The following is a 21046-nucleotide window of genomic DNA, read 5'->3' on the forward strand; positions in this document are numbered from 1 at the left end:
CCCCAACGCCCGCCGCAACGCCCGCCGCAACGCCCGCCGCAACGCCCGCCGCAACGCCCGCGCCGGCCCCCCCGCCGGACAGCGCCGCAGCGCGCACCGATGCCGTGGCGGCCGAACCCGCACCCACGACGTCGGCGACGGCCACCCGTACCGAGACCGCCGCGGCGCCCCCCTCGAACGCGAACGCGCATGCGGGCGCAGGGGGCCGGCCCACCCACGTGGCCGTGGCCACCGCCCCTGCGCCCGTCGAGCTGCCCTCGGCCAGCGCGGCCTACCTGCGCAACCCGCCGCCGCCCTATCCGCCGCTGAGCCGCCGCCTGGGCGAAGAGGGTCGGGTGGTGCTGCGCGTGCGCATCGAACCCGACGGCACCGCCTCGGCCGCCGAAATCCACCGCTCCAGCGGCTACCAGCGCCTGGACGAGGCGGCGCGCCAAACCGTGTTGCGCTGGACCTACGTACCCGGCAAGCGCAACGGTGTGCCCGAGGCGATGTGGTTTTTGATCCCCATTCAATTTCAACTGGAGTGACTGCGCTATGGACAACCCCTCTGCTACCGCCGCCTTCGGCCTGGCCCACCTGTGGGCGCAGGGCGACGGCCTCATCCGTGCCATCGCCGTGCTGCTGCTGCTCATGTCGGTGGCGTCGTGGGTGGTCATCCTCCTCAAAGCGCTGGACCTGCGCCGCCACCGCCGCCAGGCCCGGCAGGTCGAGGCCTTTTGGCACAGCCGCGACTTTGCCGATGGCCTGACCCGGTTGGGTGACAGCGCCGACAACCCGTTTTACCTGCTGGCCACGCAGGGCCGCGAGGCGGCGGCGCACATCCGTGGTCTGGATGGCGAGCGCGCCCCCCAGTTGCACGACGGCTTTGACATCAGCGACTGGGTCACACGCGCGCTGCGCCAGGCCATCGACGATTGCGTCGCGCGGCTGCAAGCCGGGCTGTGGATTCTGGCGTCGGTCGGCTCCACCGCCCCGTTCGTGGGCTTGTTCGGCACGGTGTGGGGCATCTACCATGCGCTCATCGGCATCGGCACCAGCGGTTCGGCCGGGCTGGATCAGGTGGCCGGGCCCATCGGCGAAGCGCTGATCATGACCGCGCTCGGCCTGGCGGTGGCAATCCCGGCGGTGCTGGGCTACAACGCCCTGGTGCGCGGGCACAAGGCGCTGGTGCACCAGATCAACCGCTTTGCGCACGATTTGCACGCCTACCTGGTCACCGGCGCCCGCGTGGGCACTGCCGAGCAGGGGGCCAAGGTGCGCGCGCTGCGCGCCGAAGCGCGCTGACCCTATCCAGGTAAGGAGGATCGACATGGCGTTTTCCCCCGCCACCGACGACGACGGCGAGCTGATGAGCGAAATCAACATGATCCCGCTCATCGACGTGATGCTGGTGCTGCTGATCGTGTTTTTGATCACCATCCCGGTGATGCAGCACGCGGTGCCGGTCGAGTTGCCGCGCGCCGCCAGCGCACCACAGGCGCCGCTGCCGCAGGCGATCCGGCTGGCCGTGGACGCCGAGGGCCGCTACCTGTGGAACGAGACCCCGCTGAGCGACGCCGAACTGGCGGCGCGCCTGGCCGAAGTGGCGACACAAGAGCCCCAGCCAGCGGTGCAGCTGCACGGCGACCGCGCGGTGCGCTACGAGCGCGTGGCGCAGGTGCTCGCCGCCGCGCAGCGCGCGGGCGTGCGCAGCATCGGCTTCGTGACCGAGCAGCCCTGAGCCGCGCCGCCGGCGCCCAACACCGTGGCGCCAGCCCCGTCGCGATCGTGCCGCACGGTGACGACAGGGCCAGTCCGCGTGAACTTTGGCCACCCGAACGCATCAAAACACCGCGAACCCTGGCATCGGCCGCGCCCGTGCGGCTGCGTTGATTACGAGGAGAAAACCGCCCATGTATGACACCACCACCCGTCCCGGCTATGGCCGTTTTGGCACCGCCGTTTTGGCCGGCGACCGCCAGCGCGTGCTGCGCAACACCTACTGGTTGCTCGCGCTCAGCCTGGTGCCCACGGTGCTGGGCGCCTGGATCGGCATCAGCACCGGCATCACGGCCGCGCTGACCGGCCCCATCGGTCTGATCGTCTTTCTGGCGGGCGCGTTTGGCTTCATGTTCGCCATCGAGCGCACCAAACACTCGGCCACCGGCGTGGCCGTGCTGCTGGCGTTCACGTTCTTCATGGGGCTGATGCTGTCGCGCCTGCTGGCCGCCGTGCTGGACTTTGCCAACGGCGCGCAACTCGTGATGACCGCCTTTGGTGGCACGGCGGCGGTGTTCTTCGTGATGGCCAACATGGCCACGATCGTCAAACGCGATCTCGACGGTCTGGCCGAGTGGCTGTTTTTTGGCGCCATCGTGCTGCTCGTCGGCGGCATCATCAACGTCTTCGTCGGCAGCACCGCCTTCATGGCGGCCCTGTCGGTGATGGCCATCGGCATCTTCAGCGCCTTCTTGCTGGTTGACCTCAAGCGCATCGTCGATGGCGGAGAGACCAACTACATCACCGCGACGCTGGGGCTGTACCTGAGCCTGTTCAACATCTTCCAGAGCCTGCTGGCGCTGCTGGGCATCTTCGGCGGCGAGCGCGACTGAGGCCCCGCCCGGCGCGTTGGCGGTGTGCTGCCCCGCCCCCGTTCCCTCCCCGTGCCCAGCGCCGGGGAGGGCTTTGCTTGGACGCTGCCTGGTCAGGCAGCCAAACGGGCGGAATGGCGGGCTGAAAGCGGCTTTTTTGCGGCTTGCACCCGCTGGCGGCCAACACGCATGTCCGCGACAATGTGCGCATGAGGCCCGATGCCGCTGCCCCTGCTTCGCCCACGTCGCGCCGCCGCATGCCGGCGTGGTGGGCGCTGCTGACCGCCACGGCACTGCTGGCGGGCTGCGACATGCTGGGCATCGACACCCCGGCCAAGCAGGCCGAGCGGCGCGAGGCCGACGGCAAAGCCATCGGGGCCGGCTGCCGCCACACCCAGCGCAGCCTGGAAGATTGCTACGCCGCCAACCCCAAGGCATCGAAGGCCGCCATCTTTGCCGGCTGGCGCGAGATGGATGAATACATGCGGGAAAACGACATTCCCGCGCTGCCGCCGGCATCCCCCCCAAGCAAAGCCGCCGACGCTGCGCCCGACGAAGAGGTGGTGACCCCGGCGCCAAAAGCCAGCGCCGACCCCAACACCAAACCCGCCGCGACCGCTGCCCCCACCACGCCACCCACGGGCAGCATCGTGCCGCGCATCGCGCCGCCCGCTGCCAACGGCGCCAGCCGCTGACCACCGGGTGCGCTGCGGCCACTACGCGCGCTCGAACACGGCGATGCTCTCGGTGTGCGCGGTGTGCGGAAACATGTTGACCACGCCCGCCGCGGTGCAGCGGTAGCCAGCTTGGTGCACCAACAGGCCCGCGTCGCGCGCCAGCGTGGCCGGGTTGCAGCTGACATAGACGATGCGCTGCGGCGGCCGCCACGGCTGGCCCTGCGGCGTCAGCGGCGCCTCGGCACCCGCCAGCGCGGCCTGGTGCAGCTCCGCCAGCGCCTTGACCAGGGCAAACGCCCCCTCGCGGGGGGGATCGACCAGCCAACGGTCGGCCACGCCGTCGGCCACCAGCTGGGCCGATGTCATCTCGAACAGGTTGCGCGCCACGAAGGTGGTCGGCGCCAGTCCGCCGCGGAGCTCCTGGTTGGCCAGCCAATTCTCGCGCGAGCGCGCCACCAGCGCGGCACTGCCTTCGACGCCCAGCACCTCGCCAGCCTGGGTGGCGATCGGCAGGGTGAAATTACCCAGGCCGCAAAACCAGTCGATCACGCGTTCGTGGCGCTGCGCCCCCAGCAGGCCCAGCGCCCGCGCCACCAGCACGCGGTTGATGTGGGGGTTGACCTGCGTGAAATCGGTGGGACGAAACGGCATGCGCAGCCCGAACTCTGGCAGGGCGTAGTGCAACGCTGGGGTGCCATCGGCCGGGTCAAGCCGGTGCACGCTGTCCGGCCCCTTGGGCTGCAGCCACCATTGCACGGCCGCGTCGGCGTGTGCGCGGGCAAACGCCTGCAGCCGGGCGGTGTCGGCGTCGGACAAGGGCTCGAGGTGCCGCAGCACCAGCGCCGTCACCCCTTCACCACAAGCCAGCTCGATTTGCGGGCACCGATCGCGCGCCTCCAGCTCCATCAGCAACCGCCGCAGCGGACGCAACAGCGCGCTGACGTGCGGGGGCAGCACGGCGCAGCTGACCATGTCGGCCACATAGCGGCTCTTGCGCTCGTGAAAGCCGATCAGCACGTCACCCTTTTTGGGCACGTGGCGCACCGCCAGCCGGGCGCGCCAGCGGTACCCCCACGCCGGTCCGACGATGGGCCGCAGCACCTGCTGCGGCCGCACCTTGCCCAGCCGCCACAGGTTGTCCTCGAGCACGCGCTGCTTGATGGCGACCTGGGCCTGGGGCTCCAGGTGCTGCATCTTGCACCCGCCGCATGCGCCGGCGTGCAAGCCAAAATGGGGACAGCGCGGCGTCACGCGCAACGGCGAGGCGCGGTGCACGGTACGCAGATCGGCCGCCTCCCACTGGTTTTTGCGCCGCGTGACCTGCACCTCCACCCACTCGCCGGGCAGAGCACCGTCGATGAACACCACCTTGCCGTCCGCGCGGCGGGCAATGCCGTGCGCTTCGAGGTCCAGCGCTTGCACCCAAAGCGCCTCGGGCGGCACGCCAGGCGGCCGCAACGCATCGGTGGGCGCGGCCGACAGCGCGGCCATGTCCGTGTCCGCCGCAGACGCGGGCGGAGCTTGCCAGGGCGCGGCCATCAGCGGCTCGGCAACAGCGTCAGCGGATCGACCGGTTTGCCCTGTCGCCGCACCTCGAAATGCAGCTTCACGCGGTCGGCGTCGCTGCTGCCCATCTCGGCAATTTTTTGTCCTTGCCGCACCGTCTGGTCCTCGCGCACCAACAGGGTCTGGTTGTGGGCGTAGGCCGTCAAATAGGTGTTGTTGTGTTTGAGAATGATCAGGTTGCCGTAGCCGCGCAGATCCGAGCCAGCATAGACCACACGCCCATCGGCTGCCGCCAGCACCGGATCACCAGCGCGCCCGCCGATGCCAACCCCCTTGCTGCGCGTTTCATCGAATGCATACAGGATCGGCCCTTTGGCCGGCCAGATCAGCGCAACAGCGTCGGCGCTGGCCGCCGGTGCCGCAGGAGCCGCCGCGGCTGGCGCGGGGGTCGCCGCAGCGGTGGCCACCGGCCGCTGGGCGGCAGTCCCTGCCGGGGTTGCCGCCGTCGCCGTCGCGCCCGATGCCTCCAGGGGGCGCGGCTGCACGCTGCCGCTGGCCACAGGCTTGGTGGTCACGACATCCCCACTGTCCGGCGCGGGGGTCGCGGGGGTCGTGGCGGCCGATGCGGGCACGGCCCCTGGGGGCACGACGCGCAGCACCTGCCCGACCTCGATCAGATTCGGATTGCTCAGGCCGTTCCAGGCTGCGATGTCGCGCCAGCTTTGCCCCTGCTCCAAGCCAATGCGGTAGAGGGTGTCACCGGGCCGAACGGTGTAGTAGCCCGGCTTGCCGGCGTTTTCACTGCCTGGGGGCGGTGGTGCCGAGACCGTTGCGGCCGTGGTGGCCGCGGGCGCAGCGACGGGCGCCGTCGCGGGAGCGGTGGAACGATCCACGATCGGGGCCTGGCGTGCCGGCTTCTTGGGTGCGGCACAACCCGCCAGCGCCACGGCCAAGCCCAGCGCCGGCCCCAGCCAACGCCAAGCGCCCGTGCGGGGGGCTGCGGTCCCATGGGGTTGACGATTCATCGCTGCGTCTGTCCTCCGTCAAGCGGTGCCCGATTTTAGAGGGACGAACCACACGCTCTCGAGCACCCGGCGCTCGTAGCCACGCTCGGTGCGCTCCACCACCACCAGGTGCTGGCGCCCCGGCTCGAGCTCGGCCGGCGCCACCAGCCGTGCACCCACGGTCAGCTGTTGCAACCACGCCGACGGGATGTCATCGCCCCCCGCCGCAGCGATGATGCCCGCATACGGCGCACCCGCTGGAAAGCCTGCGGTGCCGTCGCCAAAAATCAAATGCACATTGGGGATGCGCAAGGGGCGCAGGTTCTCGCGCGCGCGCTCATGCAGGGCCCGCAGGCGCTCCATGCTGTAGACCTCCTGGCACAGGCGCGCCAGCAGCGCCGCCTGGTAGCCGCAGCCGGTGCCAATTTCCAGCACACGACCCAACGGCAGCGCGCGACCTTCGCACAGCAACTCCAACATGCGCGCCACGACGCTTGGCTTGGAGATCGTCTGCCCCCAGCCGATCGGCAACGCGGTGTCCTCGTAGGCCTGGGCCACCAGCGCCGTGTCCACGAAGCGGTGGCGCTCCACCGCTGCCAGCGCGTGCAGGACGGCCTCGTGACGCAGACCCTGTTGCGCCAAGCGCTGCACCATCGCATGGCGCACCGCGGCCGAATCGAGCCCGACGCCACTGGCGTGCTCGGGGGGGTGCGGGCGCCGCGGCGCCGTACCGCCCTCGCCCGCACCCCGCAGCGCCATCCGCCCTGCGGTCGCCGCACCGGGCGCCACGCGATCGAGCGTGGCCGGAAAGCGCGGCCTTGCCGGCGCTGCTGGGCCGGCCGACGCTGGCTGAGGGCCGGGCTTTACCACGGGCGCGCCTCCACGCTGGCGGACACCGGCGGCGCGCTCGCGGCGTCGGCACGGTGGGTGGCCGACAGCGCAGCGGCCGTCTGTCCCCAGTAGGCCAGCCGGGCGTGGTCGGTCAAATCGATCTGCAACGGCGTGATCGACACATAGCCCTGCCGCGTGGCATGGAAATCGGTGCCTTCGGCGTCGTCCTTGGCCGGCCCGGCCGCGCCTATCCAGTACATCGTCTCGCCACGCGGATTGACCTGGGTAATGACCGGCTCGGCCGCGTGGCGCCGCCCCAGGCGCGCGACCTTGAAGCCGCGTATGGCCGAGCGCGGCAGGCTGGGGATGTTGACGTTGAGCAGCCACGGCCCCGGGTGCGCGGCGTCGTGCGGGGCGTCCTCGCTGGCGCGGCGGTGGGCCTCGATGGCGGGGGCCAGCGTGCGTACGAACGCCGCCGCCACCGCCGCGGCATCGTCCAAATGCGCCCAGCCCTTGTCGGTGAGCGAAAACGCAATGCCCGGCACCCCGAACAAATAGCCCTCCATGGCCGCGCCCACGGTGCCCGAATAGATCGTGTCGTCGCCCATGTTGGCGCCGTTGTTGATGCCGGAGATGACCACGTCGGGCCGGTAGTCGAGCAACCCGGTCAGCGCGATGTGCACGCAGTCGGCCGGCGTGCCGTTGACATAGCGCACGTGCTCACCGGCGCGGTGCACGTACAGCGGTGCGTGCAGCGTGAGCGCGTTGGACTTGGCGCTGTTGTTGTGCTCCGGCGCCACCACGTCGACGTCGGCAAAGGCCGACAACGCCTGCGCCAGTGCGACGATGCCGGGCGCCTGGTAGCCGTCGTCGTTGGAAAGCAAAATCCGCATGCCGGGGATTGTAGGGGTCGCGCCGCATCGGCGACAGCGCGCGCCACCCCCGCCACCTATCATGCCTTGGCTCAGGCGCAGCCCCGCGCCTGCCATGGTTTGCCCCCTCTATACAGGAGACACCGCATGCACGCCTGGCTGTGCGAAAACCCCGTGGGCGTCGACGCCCTGACCTGGAAGGCATTGCCCACCCCTGCGCCGGGCCCGGGCGAGGTGTTGGTCGAGATTGCCGCGGCCAGCCTCAATTTCCCCGACCTGCTGATCGTGCAGAACAAATACCAGTTCAAGCCGCCGCTGCCGTTCGTCCCCGGGTCGGAATTTGCCGGCATCGTGCGCGCCGTGGGCCCCGATGTCACCCAGCTGCAGGTGGGCCAGCCCATCGCCTGCCTCACCGGCACCGGTGGCTTTGCCACCCACACGCTGGCGCCGGCCGAGCGCTGCATCCCGCTGCCGCCGGGGTTTGACCTCACCGATGCCGCCGCCTTCATCATGACCTACGCCACGTCGCACCACGCGCTGCTCGATCGCGGCGCGCTGCGCGCGGGCGAGACGGTGCTGGTGCTGGGTGCCGCGGGCGGCGTGGGCACGGCCGCCATCCAGATCGCCAAGCACGCCGGGGCGCGCGTGATCGCCGCCGCCTCGAGCGCCGCCAAATGCGCGCTCGCCCAGCGCATCGGGGCGGATGCCACGCTCGACTACTCGGTGCACACCGCCAGCGGCAGCTTTCGCGACGAGCTCAAGCGCCTGACGGACGGACGCGGCCCCGACGTGATCTACGATCCCGTGGGCGGCGAGCTGGCCGAGCCGGCGCTGCGCTCGATCGCCTGGCGCGGCCGCTACCTGGTGATCGGTTTTGCCGCGGGCCCCATCCCCAGCCTGCCGCTCAATTTGCCGCTGCTCAAGGGCGCCTCGATCGTGGGTGTGTTTTGGGGCGAATTCGCGCGCCGCGAACCCCAGGCCAATGCCGCCATGCTGCGCACGCTGGCCCAGGGCTACCTGCAAGGCCACTACCGGCCCGTCATCGACGCCGTGCTGCCGATGACGGAACTGCCCCAGGCCTATGCCCGCATGGCGGCACGGCAGGTCATGGGCAAGCTCGTCTTGCGCAACGACACCCACTAGAATCGCGCCTATTGCAGTCGCCAGGGGAGCCCGGCGCGCACCCGAAGCCGGGTGGCACGGGCTGAGAGTGGGTGGCAGGCCACGGGGGCCGACACCCAGACCCTGGAACCTGATCCGGTTCGTACCGGCGGAGGAAGCGCGACATGACCTGGATGCCGATGGCCGCGGTGGGGGCGGCCTTGTTGGTCTTTTTGTGGGTGGGGCTGCGTGCCCGCACCGCCGACGCCAGCCTCGACGAGTACCTGACCGCGCGCGAGACCCAGTCCGCGACCACGCTGGGGCTGTCCTTTCTGGCGTCTGGCCTGGGGGCGTGGATATTGTTTGTGCCCCCCGAAATCGCCGCCTTCGTCGGCCCGGTGGCCCTGGCCGGCTATGCCATCGGCGCGGCGCTGCCGTTTCTCGTGCTGGCGTGGTGCGGACCGGCGATTCGGCGCTTGTTGCCCGGCGGCCGCAGCCTGACCGATTATGCGCTGGAGCGCTTTGGGGCCCCGGTGCGCGGCTGGGTGCTGGCGCTGTCGCTGCTGTACATGCTGTGCTTTTTGACGGCGGAGCTGACCGCTTTGGGCGGCATCGTGGCGCTGCTGACCGGTGGCGATGGCCGTTGGGCCGTGCTGGCGGTGGCCGCCGTGACCCTGCTCTACACCGCCTGGGGTGGGCTGCGCGCCAGCCTGGCCACCGACCGCTGGCAAGCGTGGCTGCTGCTGGCCCTGCTCGCCGTGGTGGCCGGGGTGGTGGCGCAAACCCCGGCGGGCCCCGCAGCAACCCCGGTGCCCACCGCGGCCCCCGCGTCGGCGCCGCTGTCGGTCGGGCTGTCGGTGGCGCTCACGCTCATCATCGCGGTCACCGCGGCCAACCTGTTCCACCAGGGCTATTGGCAGCGCGTCTGGGCCGCCCGCAACGACGCCGCCTTGCACCGTGGCGCCTGGCTGGGGGCGGTGGCCACCGCGGCCGCCATCGCCGGCGTGGGCGCCTTGGGCATGCTCGCGGCGCGCCAGGGCCTGCCGTTGGGCACGCCGCCGGTGCCGTTTTTTGCCCTGGTGCAGCACGCGCCGGGCTGGGTCGTGGCGCCGGTGTTGGTGTTGGCGGTGGCGCTGGTGGCGTCGTCGGTGGACACGCTGCAAAACGGCTTGGCCGCCTTGCTGGTCACGCAGCGGCGCAACGCTTCGCTGGCCGCTGCGCGCTGGACCACGGTGCTGCTGATGGTGCCCGTGATCGCGGTGGCCTGGCAGGGCCTGTCGGTGCTGCGCCTGTTCCTGATCGCGGACCTGCTGTGCGCCACGGCCGTGGTGCCCCTGTTACTGGGCCTGCGCCCCCGCACCTCGCGCGCGGCAGCGCTCGCCGGGATGGCCGCCGGCCTGCTCGGCGCGGTGCTGCCCGGGGCCTGGGCCAGCGGGAGCCTGACACAAGGGGTGATCGCGGCCACCTTCCCGGCCAATGTGCCGACCCTGGCGCCATTCGTCGGCGCCCTCGCGGCCTCGAGCGTGGTGACGCTGGTGGTCTCGGCCTTGGCCCCGCGCCGCGGCTAAGGGCCCCGGCAACCGACCGGATCAGCGCCGCGCGCGCCCGCCATGCCCGCGCGCTCGCCAAGCGACCTTCAGCCCCGCGCGTCGCCCCAGCGCAACGGACAGCGGTCATCGCCCACGTAGGTGGCGCGGCCGTGGCGGTCCACGCAGTAGCTGGGCGAAACGATCATGTCCTGGAACAACATGCCGGCGCCGATGCGCGTGTATTCGAACAGGACGCTGCGCTCGACGCGCGAGCCCGCGCTCAGGTGGCTGCCATGGCCGATCCATGCCGGCCCGACAATCGAGCAGCCCGGCTCGAGCCGCACGCTGGAGCCGATGTAGACCGGCCCGCTGATCTGCACCCGGTCGAAATCGATGCGCGTGTTGAGCCCCACCCACACGCCGGGCCGCACCTCGCTGCCGGGCATGTGCATATCGGCCAGCTCGCCGCTGAGCACGCGCTGCAACACCGACCAATAGTCGCTCACGCGGCCGATGTCGATCCAGTGGAAGGGACGGCTCTGGGCATAAAACGGCAGACCGCGCTCGACCAGCAGCGGAAAGAGCTGACTGCCAATGTCGAACACCTGGCCCGAGGGCACGAGGTCCAACACCGCCGGCTCGAATATGTAGATGCCGGTGCTGGCCAGCTGCGAGCGGGCCTCCTCAGGCCGGGGTTTTTCTTGGAAAGAGCGCACGCGACCGTCCTCGTCGGCCACCACGATGCCGTAGTTGCCGACCTGCTCACGCGGCACGGGCAGCGTCACCACGCTCGCCAGCGCCCCCTTGGCGCGGTGCTCGGCCAGCGCTGCGCCGATGTCCAGATCGACCAGTGCATCGCCACACAGCACGATGGTGGTCTCATCGAAAAAGCCGCTCATGTCCTGGATGCGCTTCATGCCGCCGGCCGACCCCAGCGGCCGCGGCAAGATGTCGCCGTGCTCGTACACCCCCTCGAAGGAGTAGCCAATTTCCACCCCCCAGCGCCGGCCGTCGCGGAAGTACTGCTCGATCTTGTGGTGGTTCCACGCAACGTTGACCATGATCTGGCGCACGCCATGGGCGGCGAGCCGTTCCACCAAATACTCCATCACCGGCTTGTCCAGGATGGGAATCATCGGTTTGGGCAGGTCTTTGGTCAGGGGACGCACGCGTGTGCCCTGGCCCGCCGCGAGGATCATGCCTTTGGCCATCGAGATCTCGTGTGCTGCATTGCGGATGGGCACGATTGTGCCAGCCCGCGCACGCACACTGTCGGCCTCAAGTCGCCGCCGGCTGGGGCGCCACGACGATGCGTGCTTCGACCCGATACCCGTCCCCCAGCGCGGTCTGGATGAGCGGCTCGACCAGGATCAGGACCACGGGCACCCGCTGCTCCTCCACCCCCAGCGCCGATACTTTGGTAAACGCGATCGGATCGACACGCGCCACCTGGGCCGCCAGCGGCGGCAGCCCAGGGCCGGGCGCCAGCGCCGACGGTATGGCCCACCAGTCGAGGACACCAAAAACCGCGTACAAGACCGCGGCCAGGATGGCCAACTCACGCGCCATGCGTACGCGCAGTGGCCCCAGATCCGCCGCGTAGGCCGCGCGGCTGTCGTATCCCCCACCCGGTTTGCGCTGATGCATCGCGCCATCGTACACCGGTGTGCAGGCGCTGCCTATGACACGACCCCGCCCGGCACGGGGACGATGACCCCCAAAACGCTTCAGGGCCCTGTCGGGCCCTGAAGGTTGCATGTTGCACTGGGGTGGCTGATGGGACTCGAACCCACGACAACCAGAATCACAATCTGGGACTCTACCAACTGAGCTACAGCCACCGTAGAAATGGAATTATAGCGTCGAAAACGGCGCTGCCGCGCCTCACTTGACCAGCACCTCGGCCTTGTAGCGCTGCCGCAGCGCCGCCAAATACGCTTGGGCTTCGCCCTCACCCCACAGACGGGCGAGCTCTTCGCGCTCGTTGCGCACGCGCACCGGGTCGGGGGTCTCGCGCGCGGGGCCGCGGCGCACCCGCAGCACCGCCGCCCCCTCAGCGCCCAAATCGACCAGCACCCAGGCGGGCGCATCGCCGTCCAGTCGGGCGCTCATCGCCGCGCGCACCGCCGCCGGGGGCACGCCATGGGTCTCCTGGCGCGACACCAGCACGGGCGCGCGCAGCGCGTTGGCCGCCGGGGCCTGCGCGGTCCATTGCGCCTGCGCATCACGCGCCGCCTGCAGCGCCGCGGCACGCGCCTTTTCCTGCAGCAGACGCTGGCGCACGTCCGGTGCGACCGCATCCAAGGGGCGGCGCTGCGCCGGACGGTGTTCGGTCACGCGCACCGACACCAAGCGGTTGCCACCCAGCTCGATCGCCGCGCTGTTGCGCTTTTGCCCCAGCGCCTCCTCGTTGAAGACGGCGCGCAACACGGCCGGCTCGCGCAACAGCGCATCGGCGTCGGCCCCCACCGGCCCGGTGCGTTCCAGCGTGGCGCGCCGCACCGTCAGGCCCAGGGCCTGCGCGGCGGGCTCCAGACTGTCGGCTTGCTCATAGACCAAGTTGCCAAACCGCTCGGCCTCCTCGGCAAAGCGGCGCTGCGCGAGCTGGCGCCGCAGTTCGGCCTCGATGCGCGGCCGCGCTTGCTCGAACGGCTCCGCCGGCGGGCGGCGCACGTCCAGCAGCTGGATGATGTGCAGGCCAAACTCGCTTTCCACGATGTCGGAAATCTGGCCCTTTTGCAGGGCAAACACCGCATCCTCGAAGGGCTTGACCATCGCCCCGCGCCCAAACCAGTCGAGGTCGCCGCCACGCGCGGCCGAGCCGGGGTCTTGCGAATGCTGGCGCGCCAGTTCGGCAAAGCGCGCGGGATCGCGTCGCACCTCGGCCAGGATTTGCTCGGCTTGCGCGCGCACGCGCGCCTTTTGGTCGGCAGGTGCGTCCGGCGCCACCTGCAGCAGGATGTGGGCGGCGCGCCGTTGCTCGGCGCGCGCGGTATCGGCCACGTTTTGCTGGTAGTACGCCCGCAGCTCGTCCTCACTCGGCTTGAGGTGCGCCGCCAGCGCGTCCAGATCGAGCACCAGGTATTCGATCGCCGCCTGCTCGGGGGTGCGAAAGTCGTCGGCATGCGCCTCGTAGTAGGCCTTGACCTCGTCATCGGTCACCTGCACGCGCGCCAGGTAATCGGCTGGCCGAAACGCTGCCAGCGCCACCTCACGCCGCTCGAAAAAGGCCTGGGTGGCCAGCTCGGTCACCGCTTGGCCGACGAAGGCGCTGTCGGCCACGGCTTGCGTCACGGCGCGGCGCGCCAAGTCGGCGCGCACACCGGCTTCAAACGCTTCGGGCGTCAAGCCCTGGGCGCGCAGCAGGTCCTGATAGCGCTGCACGTCCAGGCTGCCGTCAGCCTTGCGCAGGCCGGCAATCGTGGGATCGCGCAGCAGCTCCGCCGCCAGCCGCCGGTCGGTGGCCACCAGCCGCATGTCCTGCGCGGCGCGCGCCAGCACGCGCTCGGTCACCATGCGCTCCAGCGTGGCGCGCCGGCTGGCATCGCTTTCCAGCAGGGCGCGGTCCACGCCAGGCATGCTCGCGGCCAGTCGCTCGACCTCGCGCCGGTGCGCCGCGTCCCACTCGGTGCGGGTGATGCGCTCACCCGCCACGCGCGCCACCGGCTCGGATGGGTCCCGAAAGCGCGTGTAGCCCTCGATGCCGAAGAAAACGAACGAGGGGATGATCAACAGCATGAGCAGTGCCATGAGCACTTTCATGTTGTTGCGAAAGACGTCGAACATGGCCTGCGCGTGCGGGGAAGAGATGGTGGGTGCTGACGGGATCGAACCGCCGACCTACGCCTTGTAAGGGCGCCGCTCTACCAGCTGAGCTAAGCACCCGATCCGGGGGGCGGCTCAGCAATGCTGAGCGCCCGGCGGAGCGGTCATCCGTTGACAGCGTCTTTGAGCGCCTTGCCCGGACGGAATTTCGGTATTTTAGCGGCAGCAATCTCGACCTCCGCGCCGGTCTTGGGATTGCGCCCCTTGCGCGCCGCGCGCTCGTCGACCACGAACGTGCCAAACCCCACCAGCGTGACATCCCCGCCGCGCGCCAGGGTCTGGGTCACCGCCCCCAGGAAGGCCTCCAGCGCGCGCCCCGCCTCCTGCTTGGTCAGCTGGGCCTGTTCGGCGATGTGATCGATCAGTTGTGCTTTGTTCATATCAGGCTCTCTCCAAAGCCGGCGCCACCGCAACGGCGCCAACGAAAAGGGGGCGTATTCTACCCATGCCCAGGGGGCGCACACGGCGGTCGAAGCGCACCCGTCAGACCCCTGTGCGCAGCGCCTCGGCCACGGCGCGGCCGACATCCGTGGTGCGGGCGGTCCCGCCCATGTCGGGCGTGCGCGGGCCACCGCTGGCGGGATCGAGCACGGCCTCGATGGCGCGCACGATGGCATCGTGCGCCGCACGGTAACCCAAAAAATCCAGCAGCAGCGCCCCGGACCAGATCTGGCCAATCGGGTTGGCGATGCCACGCCCGGCAATGTCGGGGGCCGAGCCGTGCACCGGCTCGAACAGCGATGGGAAGCGCCGCTCGGGATTGAGGTTGGCCGACGGCGCAATGCCGATCGTGCCGCAGCACGCAGGCCCCAGGTCGCTGAGGATGTCGCCGAACAGGTTGCTCGCCACCACCACGTCAAAGTGCTCGGGCCGCTGCACGAAATGCGCGGTCAGGATGTCGATGTGGAACTGGTCCACGCTCACGTCCGGGTACTGCGCCGCCATGGCGCGCACGCGTTCGTCCCAGTAGGGCATGGAAATGCTGATGCCATTGGACTTGGTGGCGCTGGTCAGGCGGCCGCGACGGCGGCGCGCTTGCTCGAAGGCAAAGCGCAACACGCGGTCCACGCCGTGGCGGGTCATGACCGTCTCCTGCACCACCAGTTCGCGCTCGGTGCCTTCGAACATGCGGCCACCGATGCTGGAGTACTCACCTTCGGTGTTTTCGCGCACGATCAGCATGTCGATCTCACCCGGCTGGCGCGGGGTGCCATCGCGCCGCACCAGCGGCGAGCGCAACCCCGGCATCAGGCGCGCCGGGCGCACATTGACGTACTGGTCGAACACGCGCCGAAACTGCAGCAGCGACCCCCACAGCGAGATGTGGTCCGGGATTTTTTCCGGCCAACCCACGGCGCCAAAGTAAATCGCCTCAAACCCCATGAGGCGTTCGCGCCAGTCGGGCGGCAGCATGCCGCCGTGGCGCTCGTAATAAGGCCAGCAGGCAAAATCGAACGACTCGAAGCGCAGCGGGATGTCGAAGCGCGCGGCGGCGGCTTCGAGCACGCGCAGCCCTTCGGGCACGACTTCGGTGCCGATGCCATCGCCAGGGATGACGGCGATACGGTGTGCAGGGGTCATGACGGGTCGCTCCGGCGGATCAACACGAACGGCAGGGCCATCGACAGGGCATCAGCGCGGCCGCGTGGCGCGCACCACGATCGCCACGCCCACGGCGGTCAGCGCCGTGCCGGCCAACGTGGTGGCGGTGATCGGTTCGCCAAACAACAGCCACGCAATCAGCGCGGTGCACGGCGGCACCAGGTACATCAGGCTCGACACCGACGCGGCGGCGCCGCGCTGGATGAGCAGATACAGCAGCGAGCTGCCGCCCAGCGTCAGCCCCAGCACCGACCACGCCATGGCGCCGGCCGACTCAGCGTTCCAGCGCATCGGCTCGCTCTCCAGCAGCGCCAGCGGCAACGTCACCAGCAGCGCCGCCCCCAGCTGCACCGTGTTGGCGGTGCGCACGTCGCACGGCTGCAAGTGGCGCTTTTGGTACAGCGTTCCGGCGGTGATGGCCAGCAGCGCCCCGACGGCATAGGCCAGATTGCGCGGCGTGGCGGTATCCCCCGGCCCGCCCCCGCCGAATTTGTGCGACACCACCAGCACCAACCCGGCAAAACCCAGCGCCAGGCCCAGCCACTGCCGGGCCGTTACCCGCCCGCCCGTGCCCGACAACCACACCGCCGTCAGCACCGGCTGCAGACCCACGATCAGCGCCGACAGGCCCGCGCCCATGCCCGCCTTGACCGCGGCCCACACGCCCCCCAGATAGCCCGCGTGCATCAGCACGCCCGTCACCGCCAGATGCCCCCATTGGGCCCGCCCGCGCGGCCACGGCACGCGCGCGGCCGCGATCCACGCGCCCAAGCAGGCGATGGACAGGGCATAGCGCCACGCCAAAAAGGTCATGGGCGGGGCGTGCGGCATGCCATAGCGGGCCACGATGAAACCCGTGCTCCAAATCAGCACGAACACCGCCGGCATGGCGCGTATCCACGGTGAGTCGTCGTCAGGCATCATCGGGCTGGGCTGCACGTGGGGGTCACCGAGTACGGGCGCGGATTTCCGGGATGGCGCGGCGCAGGTAGTACACCATGGACCAGATGGTCAACACCACCGCCAGCCACAGCAACAGCGTGCCCCACCAGCGCGTGTCCACCCCCCACAACACGCCGTCGTAGAGCAAAAACGGAATCGCCACCATCTGCGTGGCCGTCTTGGCCTTGCCCACCATGTGCACGGCCACGCTGCGCACCGCGCCGATTTGCGCCATCCACTCGCGCAGGGCGGAGATCGCAATCTCGCGCCCGATGATGATCAGCCCCGCAAAGACGTCGGCGCGCCCCAGGTGCACCAGCACCAGCATGCAGGCGCACACCAAAAATTTGTCGGCCACCGGGTCCAAAAAAGCGCCGAAGGCCGAGGTCTGCCGCAGCCGGCGCGCCAAGTAGCCATCGGCCCAGTCGGTCAGCGCAAAGACGATGAACAACCCCGTCGCCAGCGCATTTTGCAGCGCCACCGACAATCCTGGCCAGTAAAACACCGCCACGATCAGCGGTATGGCCGCAATGCGGGCCCAGGTCAGCAGCGTCGGCAGGTTGAAAAACATGGTGCCCCGATTATGCGCACGGCGCCCGCCCCCAGCCGTCACACGCGTTAACCGTGCAGCGCACGGTGGATGGCCTCGGCCAACTCGCGCGAAATGCCCTCGACCGCTGCCAAATCCTCGACGCTGGCCGCCGCCACTCCCCACACGCCGCCAAAGCGCGCCAACAGCCGCGCCCGCTTTTTGGGACCGATGCCGGGAATGTCCTCCAGACGGCTGCCCCCGGTGCGCGTGCGCGCGCGGCGTGCGCGCATTCCGGTGATGGCAAAGCGGTGCGCCTCGTCGCGGATGTGCGCGATCAACATCAGCGCCGGCGAATCCGCCCCCAGGTAGATCTTGTCGCGACCATCGGCCAACACCAGCTCCTCGAGACCCACCTTGCGCCCTTCGCCCTTCTCCACCCCGACCAGGCGGCCGGTGTCCAGCCCCAAGCTCTGGAACACCTCGCGCGCGGCGTTGACCTGGCCCACCCCGCCGTCGATCAGCACCACGTCGGGCAGCCGGGCCTCGCCCCGGCCACGGGCTACGGCGGCGCCGCCCTCGCCCTGCCCGGCGTCGCCCCCGGCATCGGCCAGCGCCGCCGCCACGCGCGCGTAGCGGCGCTGCAACACCTGGCGCATGGCGGCGTAGTCGTCACCGGGGGTGATCCCCTCGATCGCATAGCGGCGGTACTGCGCGGGCTGCATACGGTGGCCCTCGAACACCACGCACGAGGCCATGGTCGCCTCACCCGCGGTGTGCGAGATGTCGAAGCACTCGATGCGCAGTGCGGCCAGGGCCTCGGGCGTGTCCGCCACCAGCCCCAGCGCATCGGCCAGCGCACGTGTGCGCGCCTGTTGCGAACCCTCCTCGGCCAGCAGCCGCGCCAGCTGCAAGTCGGCGTTTTTCTGCGCCATCTCCAGCCACACGCGGCGCTGCTCGCGTGGGTGGAAGACCGCCCGTATCCGCACCCCGGTCTGCTCGGACAAGGCCGCCAGCAGCGCCTCATCCACCGGCGCGCCCAGCACCAGCACCGGTGGCGGCGGCACCTGGGTGTAGTGCTGCGCCAAAAACGCTTCCAGCACGCGCTGCTCCACCGAACCCGGCTGCTCCAAGTCGGCCAGCGCCGCCCCGTCCTCCACATGCGCGGGGAAGGACGGCCGATCCCCCAGATGGCGGCCGCCGCGCACCATCGCCAGGTTGACGCAGGCGCGCCCGCCCTGCACGCGCACCGCCAGGATGTCCACGTCCTGCTCGTCCAGGCTTTCCATGCTTTGCTGGTGCAGCACACGCGACAGCGCGGAGATCTGGTTGCGCACCTCGGCCGCTTCTTCGAACGCCAGCCGCTCGGCATGGGCCATCATGCGCGCCTCCAGCTCTGCCAGCACGGCCTGGCTCTCACCGTTCAAAAAGGCACTGGCCGCACGCACGTCTGCCGCGTACTCGGCGGGCGCGATCAAGCCCACGCACGGCCCGCTGCAACGTTTGATCTGGTGCAACAAGCACGGCCGCGTGCGGTGCGCAAACACCGTGTCCTCACAGGTGCGCAGGCGAAACACCTTTTGCAGCAGCTGGATCGTCTCCTTGACGGCCCAGGCGCTGGGGTACGGCCCGAAGTACTGGTGCCGCCGGTCCACGGCCCCGCGGTAGTACGACATGCGCGGATAATGGTCGGGGTTGGGCGCGCCAGGGGCCTGGCCCGCCTGCGGCGCGTGCGCGTCCCAGGTGCTGGCGCTCAGACGCAAATAGGGGTAGCTCTTGTCGTCGCGAAACAGGATGTTGTAGCGCGGCTGCTGGGTCTTGATGAGGTTGTTTTCCAGCAGCAGCGCCTCGGCCTCGGAGCGCACGACGGTGGTCTCCAAGCGCGCGATCTTGCTGACCATGTGGCCGATGCGCGTGCCGTCGTGCGTTTTTTGAAAATAGCTGCTGACCCGTTTTTTCAGGTCGCGCGCCTTGCCCACGTAGAGCAGCGTGCCCTGCGCGTCGTAGTACCGGTAGACGCCCGGCAGCGACGGCAACGCCGCCACCGCCCGCAACAACTCGTCCGAATGCACCGCTGACATGTCCGTTTTCGCTTCTCCAGGCCGCGCCGGGGCCGATGCCGAAGGCGCCCCGCACAGCGCGCACTGTAGCGCGAGCGTGGCCCCCACCCCACGCGCCACGGATACGCCCCCGCTGACGTGGGACGTGTTTTGCCACGTGATCGACAACTGGGGCGACGTCGGCGTGTGTTGGCGGCTGTGCCGGCAACTGGCGGCAGCCGGCCAGCGCGTGCGGCTGTGGATCGACGACGCCACGGCACTGGACTGGATGGCCCCCGGCGCCCGCCGCGGCACGGTACCGGGCGTGCGGGTGCACGAATGGCCGCGCCAGGCGGACGCACCGCCGCCCGCGCTCGACCCCGGCGACGTGCTCATCGAGGGGTTTGGCTGCCACGTGCCAGACGCCTGGGTGGCGGCGCTGCTGCCACCCGTGGCGCACGACGGTCGGCCCAGCGTGTGGCTCAACCTGGAATACCTGAGCGCCGAGCCCTGGGTCGCGCGCAGCCACGGCCTGCCCTCCCCGGTGCTCAGCGGCACGCTGCGCGGCCGCACCAAATGGTTTTACTTCCCCGGCTTTACCGTGGACACCGGTGGACTGCTGCGCGAGGCCGACTTGGCACAACGGCAGGCACGCTTCGACGCAATGGCCTGGCGCGCCCGCCTCGCGCCGCACGCCGGCCCCTGGGTCAGCCTGTTTTGCTACGAGCCCCGCGCCCTGCCGCAGCTGGTCGTCCAGCCCGCCTTGCACACGGCGCACTGGCTGGTGGCGGCTGGCCGCAGCGCGGCCGCTTGGGCCGCGCAGGTCGCCGCGCACCCCGCAGCGTGCCCGCCTGGCGCCACGGTGCAGGTGCTGGATGCAGTGCCGCAATGCGCGTTTGACGAACGGCTGTGGGCCTGCGACCTCAATGCGGTGCGCGGCGAGGATTCGCTGGTGCGCGCACTGTGGGCCGCGCGCCCCCTGCTGTGGCAGCTCTACCCGCAGGACGACGACGCGCACCACGCCAAGCTGGAGGCGTTTTTGCGCTGGTTCGACGGCCCGCCCGACTGGGCGGCCTGGATGCGCACGTGGAACGGGGTGCCCGGCGCCGAAACGCCCGCCCTGACGCCAGCGCGCCTGGCCACTTGGCGGGAAGCGGCTGCGGCGACGCGCGCGCGCCTGCTGGCGCAAGACGACATGCTCACACGCCTGTTGGCCTTCGTGCACCACCGCCGCGCTGCCCCCGGCGATGCCCGCCACGCACCGGCCACGGGCCCAGGGTAGAATAGCGGGTTTGTCAGACGAATCCCCGCCAGAGGTACCATGAAACTCGCTCAAGAAATCCGCGCCGGCAACGTCATCATGTACGGCAAGGATCCGATGATCGTCCTCAAGACCGAATACCAGCGCGGCGGCCGCGGTGCGGCCACCGTGCGCATGAAGCTCAAGGCGCTGCTCAACAACAGCGGCACCGAAGTCGTTTTCAAGGCCGACGACAAGATCGACAACATCATCCTCGACAAGAAGGAGTGCACCTACTCCTACTTCGCCGACCCGATGTACGTCTGGATGGACGCCGAGTACAACCAGTACGAAGTCGAGGCCGACAACATGGGCGATGCGCTCAACTACCTCGAAGACGGCATGACCGCCGAGGTGGTGTTCTACGAGGGCAAGGCCATCTCCATCGAACTGCCCACCAGCGTGGTGCGCGAAGTCACCTGGACCGAACCCGCCGTCAAGGGCGACACCTCGGGCAAGGTGCTCAAGCCGGCCAAGATTGCCACCGGCTTCGAGGTCATGGTGCCCATCTTCGTCGAACAGGGCGACAAAATCGAAATCGACACCCGCACCGGCGAATACCGCAAGCGGGTCTGAATCACGCCCCAGCCGCGCGCGGGTGCGCTGGCGTGGGCGGTGCCGCTGGTGGTGACGTTGGCGGGCGCACTCAGCGTTGCCTATTCGCTGCGGTTGGTGCACGACACGTTTTTCCACGGTCCGGCGCGTGATCTGCCGCAGGC

The 21046-nt window shown here is 70.0% G+C and carries 21 protein-coding genes and 2 tRNA genes; 9 read left to right on the forward strand and 14 right to left on the reverse strand.

Going from position 1 to position 21046, the window contains the following annotated elements:
* From Tther_RS10540 to Tther_RS13300, 5 genes are all read left to right on the forward strand, one after another.
* Positions 1-527: energy transducer TonB (locus Tther_RS10540; RefSeq protein WP_143903648.1), on the forward strand; the 527-nt coding region annotated here is incomplete at its 5' end.
* A 7-nt stretch (positions 528-534) separates the two neighbouring features.
* On the forward strand, positions 535-1284 hold the full coding sequence (locus Tther_RS10545; RefSeq protein ID WP_143903649.1) for a MotA/TolQ/ExbB proton channel family protein: 750 nt from the start codon (positions 535-537) through the stop codon (positions 1282-1284).
* A 25-nt stretch (positions 1285-1309) separates the two neighbouring features.
* On the forward strand, positions 1310-1720 hold the full coding sequence (locus Tther_RS10550) for an ExbD/TolR family protein (RefSeq protein ID WP_143903650.1): 411 nt from the start codon (positions 1310-1312) through the stop codon (positions 1718-1720).
* Positions 1721-1892: 172 nt separating this feature from the next.
* On the forward strand, positions 1893-2591 hold the full coding sequence (locus tag Tther_RS10555) for a Bax inhibitor-1 family protein (protein WP_143903652.1): 699 nt from the start codon (positions 1893-1895) through the stop codon (positions 2589-2591).
* Positions 2592-2779: 188 nt separating this feature from the next.
* Positions 2780-3265 (forward strand): hypothetical protein, encoded by a 486-nt coding sequence (locus Tther_RS13300; RefSeq protein WP_185975069.1) that lies wholly within the window; start codon positions 2780-2782, stop codon positions 3263-3265.
* Between the two features lie 21 nt (positions 3266-3286).
* Here Tther_RS13300 and rlmD read toward each other — a convergent pair whose 3' ends face one another.
* The 4 genes from rlmD to surE form a co-directional block, all read right to left on the reverse strand.
* On the reverse strand, positions 3287-4738 hold the full coding sequence (gene rlmD, locus Tther_RS10565) for a 23S rRNA (uracil(1939)-C(5))-methyltransferase RlmD (protein ID WP_143903655.1): 1452 nt from the start codon (positions 4736-4738) through the stop codon (positions 3287-3289).
* A 47-nt stretch (positions 4739-4785) separates the two neighbouring features.
* A complete protein-coding gene (locus Tther_RS10570; RefSeq protein WP_143903657.1) occupies positions 4786-5778 on the reverse strand; it encodes a peptidoglycan DD-metalloendopeptidase family protein in 993 nt (330 codons plus the stop codon).
* Between the two features lie 18 nt (positions 5779-5796).
* Complete coding sequence (locus tag Tther_RS10575; RefSeq protein ID WP_143903659.1) at positions 5797-6516, reverse strand: protein-L-isoaspartate(D-aspartate) O-methyltransferase; 720 nt, start codon at positions 6514-6516, stop codon at positions 5797-5799.
* 104 nt (positions 6517-6620) lie between these two features.
* A complete protein-coding gene (gene surE / locus Tther_RS10580) occupies positions 6621-7481 on the reverse strand; it encodes a 5'/3'-nucleotidase SurE (RefSeq protein WP_143903661.1) in 861 nt (286 codons plus the stop codon).
* Positions 7482-7607: 126 nt separating this feature from the next.
* On the opposite strand from surE, the gene Tther_RS10585 reads away from it, so the two are divergent.
* Together Tther_RS10585 and Tther_RS10590 are read left to right on the forward strand one after the other, a co-directional pair.
* On the forward strand, positions 7608-8603 hold the full coding sequence (locus Tther_RS10585; protein ID WP_143903663.1) for an NADPH:quinone oxidoreductase family protein: 996 nt from the start codon (positions 7608-7610) through the stop codon (positions 8601-8603).
* A 143-nt stretch (positions 8604-8746) separates the two neighbouring features.
* A complete protein-coding gene (locus Tther_RS10590; RefSeq protein ID WP_143903665.1) occupies positions 8747-10129 on the forward strand; it encodes a sodium:solute symporter family transporter in 1383 nt (460 codons plus the stop codon).
* A 68-nt stretch (positions 10130-10197) separates the two neighbouring features.
* Here Tther_RS10590 and Tther_RS10595 read toward each other — a convergent pair whose 3' ends face one another.
* The 10 genes from Tther_RS10595 to uvrC form a co-directional block, all read right to left on the reverse strand.
* The gene (locus Tther_RS10595) at positions 10198-11289 is read right to left on the reverse strand and encodes a nucleotidyltransferase family protein (protein ID WP_221934023.1); all 1092 of its coding nucleotides are present in this window, start codon (positions 11287-11289) and stop codon (positions 10198-10200) included.
* A 79-nt stretch (positions 11290-11368) separates the two neighbouring features.
* Positions 11369-11737, reverse strand: a complete 369-nt coding sequence (locus tag Tther_RS10600) for a hypothetical protein (protein WP_143903669.1) — start codon at positions 11735-11737, stop codon at positions 11369-11371.
* A 118-nt stretch (positions 11738-11855) separates the two neighbouring features.
* Positions 11856-11931, reverse strand: a tRNA-His gene (locus Tther_RS10605).
* A 43-nt stretch (positions 11932-11974) separates the two neighbouring features.
* On the reverse strand, positions 11975-13876 hold the full coding sequence (locus Tther_RS10610; RefSeq protein WP_143903671.1) for a SurA N-terminal domain-containing protein: 1902 nt from the start codon (positions 13874-13876) through the stop codon (positions 11975-11977).
* A 23-nt stretch (positions 13877-13899) separates the two neighbouring features.
* Positions 13900-13975, reverse strand: a tRNA-Val gene (locus Tther_RS10615).
* Positions 13976-14019: 44 nt separating this feature from the next.
* The gene (locus Tther_RS10620; protein WP_143903673.1) at positions 14020-14295 is read right to left on the reverse strand and encodes an HU family DNA-binding protein; all 276 of its coding nucleotides are present in this window, start codon (positions 14293-14295) and stop codon (positions 14020-14022) included.
* A 103-nt stretch (positions 14296-14398) separates the two neighbouring features.
* Complete coding sequence (locus Tther_RS10625) at positions 14399-15496, reverse strand: tartrate dehydrogenase (protein WP_143903675.1); 1098 nt, start codon at positions 15494-15496, stop codon at positions 14399-14401.
* A gap of 51 nt (positions 15497-15547) precedes the next feature.
* Positions 15548-16438, reverse strand: coding sequence for a DMT family transporter (locus tag Tther_RS10630; protein WP_143903685.1), 891 nt, complete (start codon positions 16436-16438; stop codon positions 15548-15550).
* A 25-nt stretch (positions 16439-16463) separates the two neighbouring features.
* Positions 16464-17030: a CDP-diacylglycerol--glycerol-3-phosphate 3-phosphatidyltransferase gene (gene pgsA, locus Tther_RS10635; RefSeq protein WP_143903677.1), complete on the reverse strand. Its 567-nt coding sequence runs from the start codon at positions 17028-17030 to the stop codon at positions 16464-16466.
* A gap of 47 nt (positions 17031-17077) precedes the next feature.
* Entirely contained in the window at positions 17078-19069 is a 1992-nt protein-coding gene (gene uvrC / locus Tther_RS10640; RefSeq protein WP_143903679.1) for an excinuclease ABC subunit UvrC, read from the reverse strand.
* 76 nt (positions 19070-19145) lie between these two features.
* On the opposite strand from uvrC, the gene earP reads away from it, so the two are divergent.
* Both earP and efp read left to right on the forward strand, forming a co-directional pair.
* Positions 19146-20309 (forward strand): elongation factor P maturation arginine rhamnosyltransferase EarP, encoded by a 1164-nt coding sequence (gene earP, locus Tther_RS10645; RefSeq protein ID WP_246099011.1) that lies wholly within the window; start codon positions 19146-19148, stop codon positions 20307-20309.
* A gap of 39 nt (positions 20310-20348) precedes the next feature.
* Complete coding sequence (gene efp / locus Tther_RS10650; protein WP_143903683.1) at positions 20349-20903, forward strand: elongation factor P; 555 nt, start codon at positions 20349-20351, stop codon at positions 20901-20903.
* Positions 20904-21046 lie beyond the last annotated feature (143 nt).

It is taken from the genome of Tepidimonas thermarum, assembly GCF_007556705.1.
GTDB lineage: Bacteria > Pseudomonadota > Gammaproteobacteria > Burkholderiales > Burkholderiaceae_C > Tepidimonas > Tepidimonas thermarum.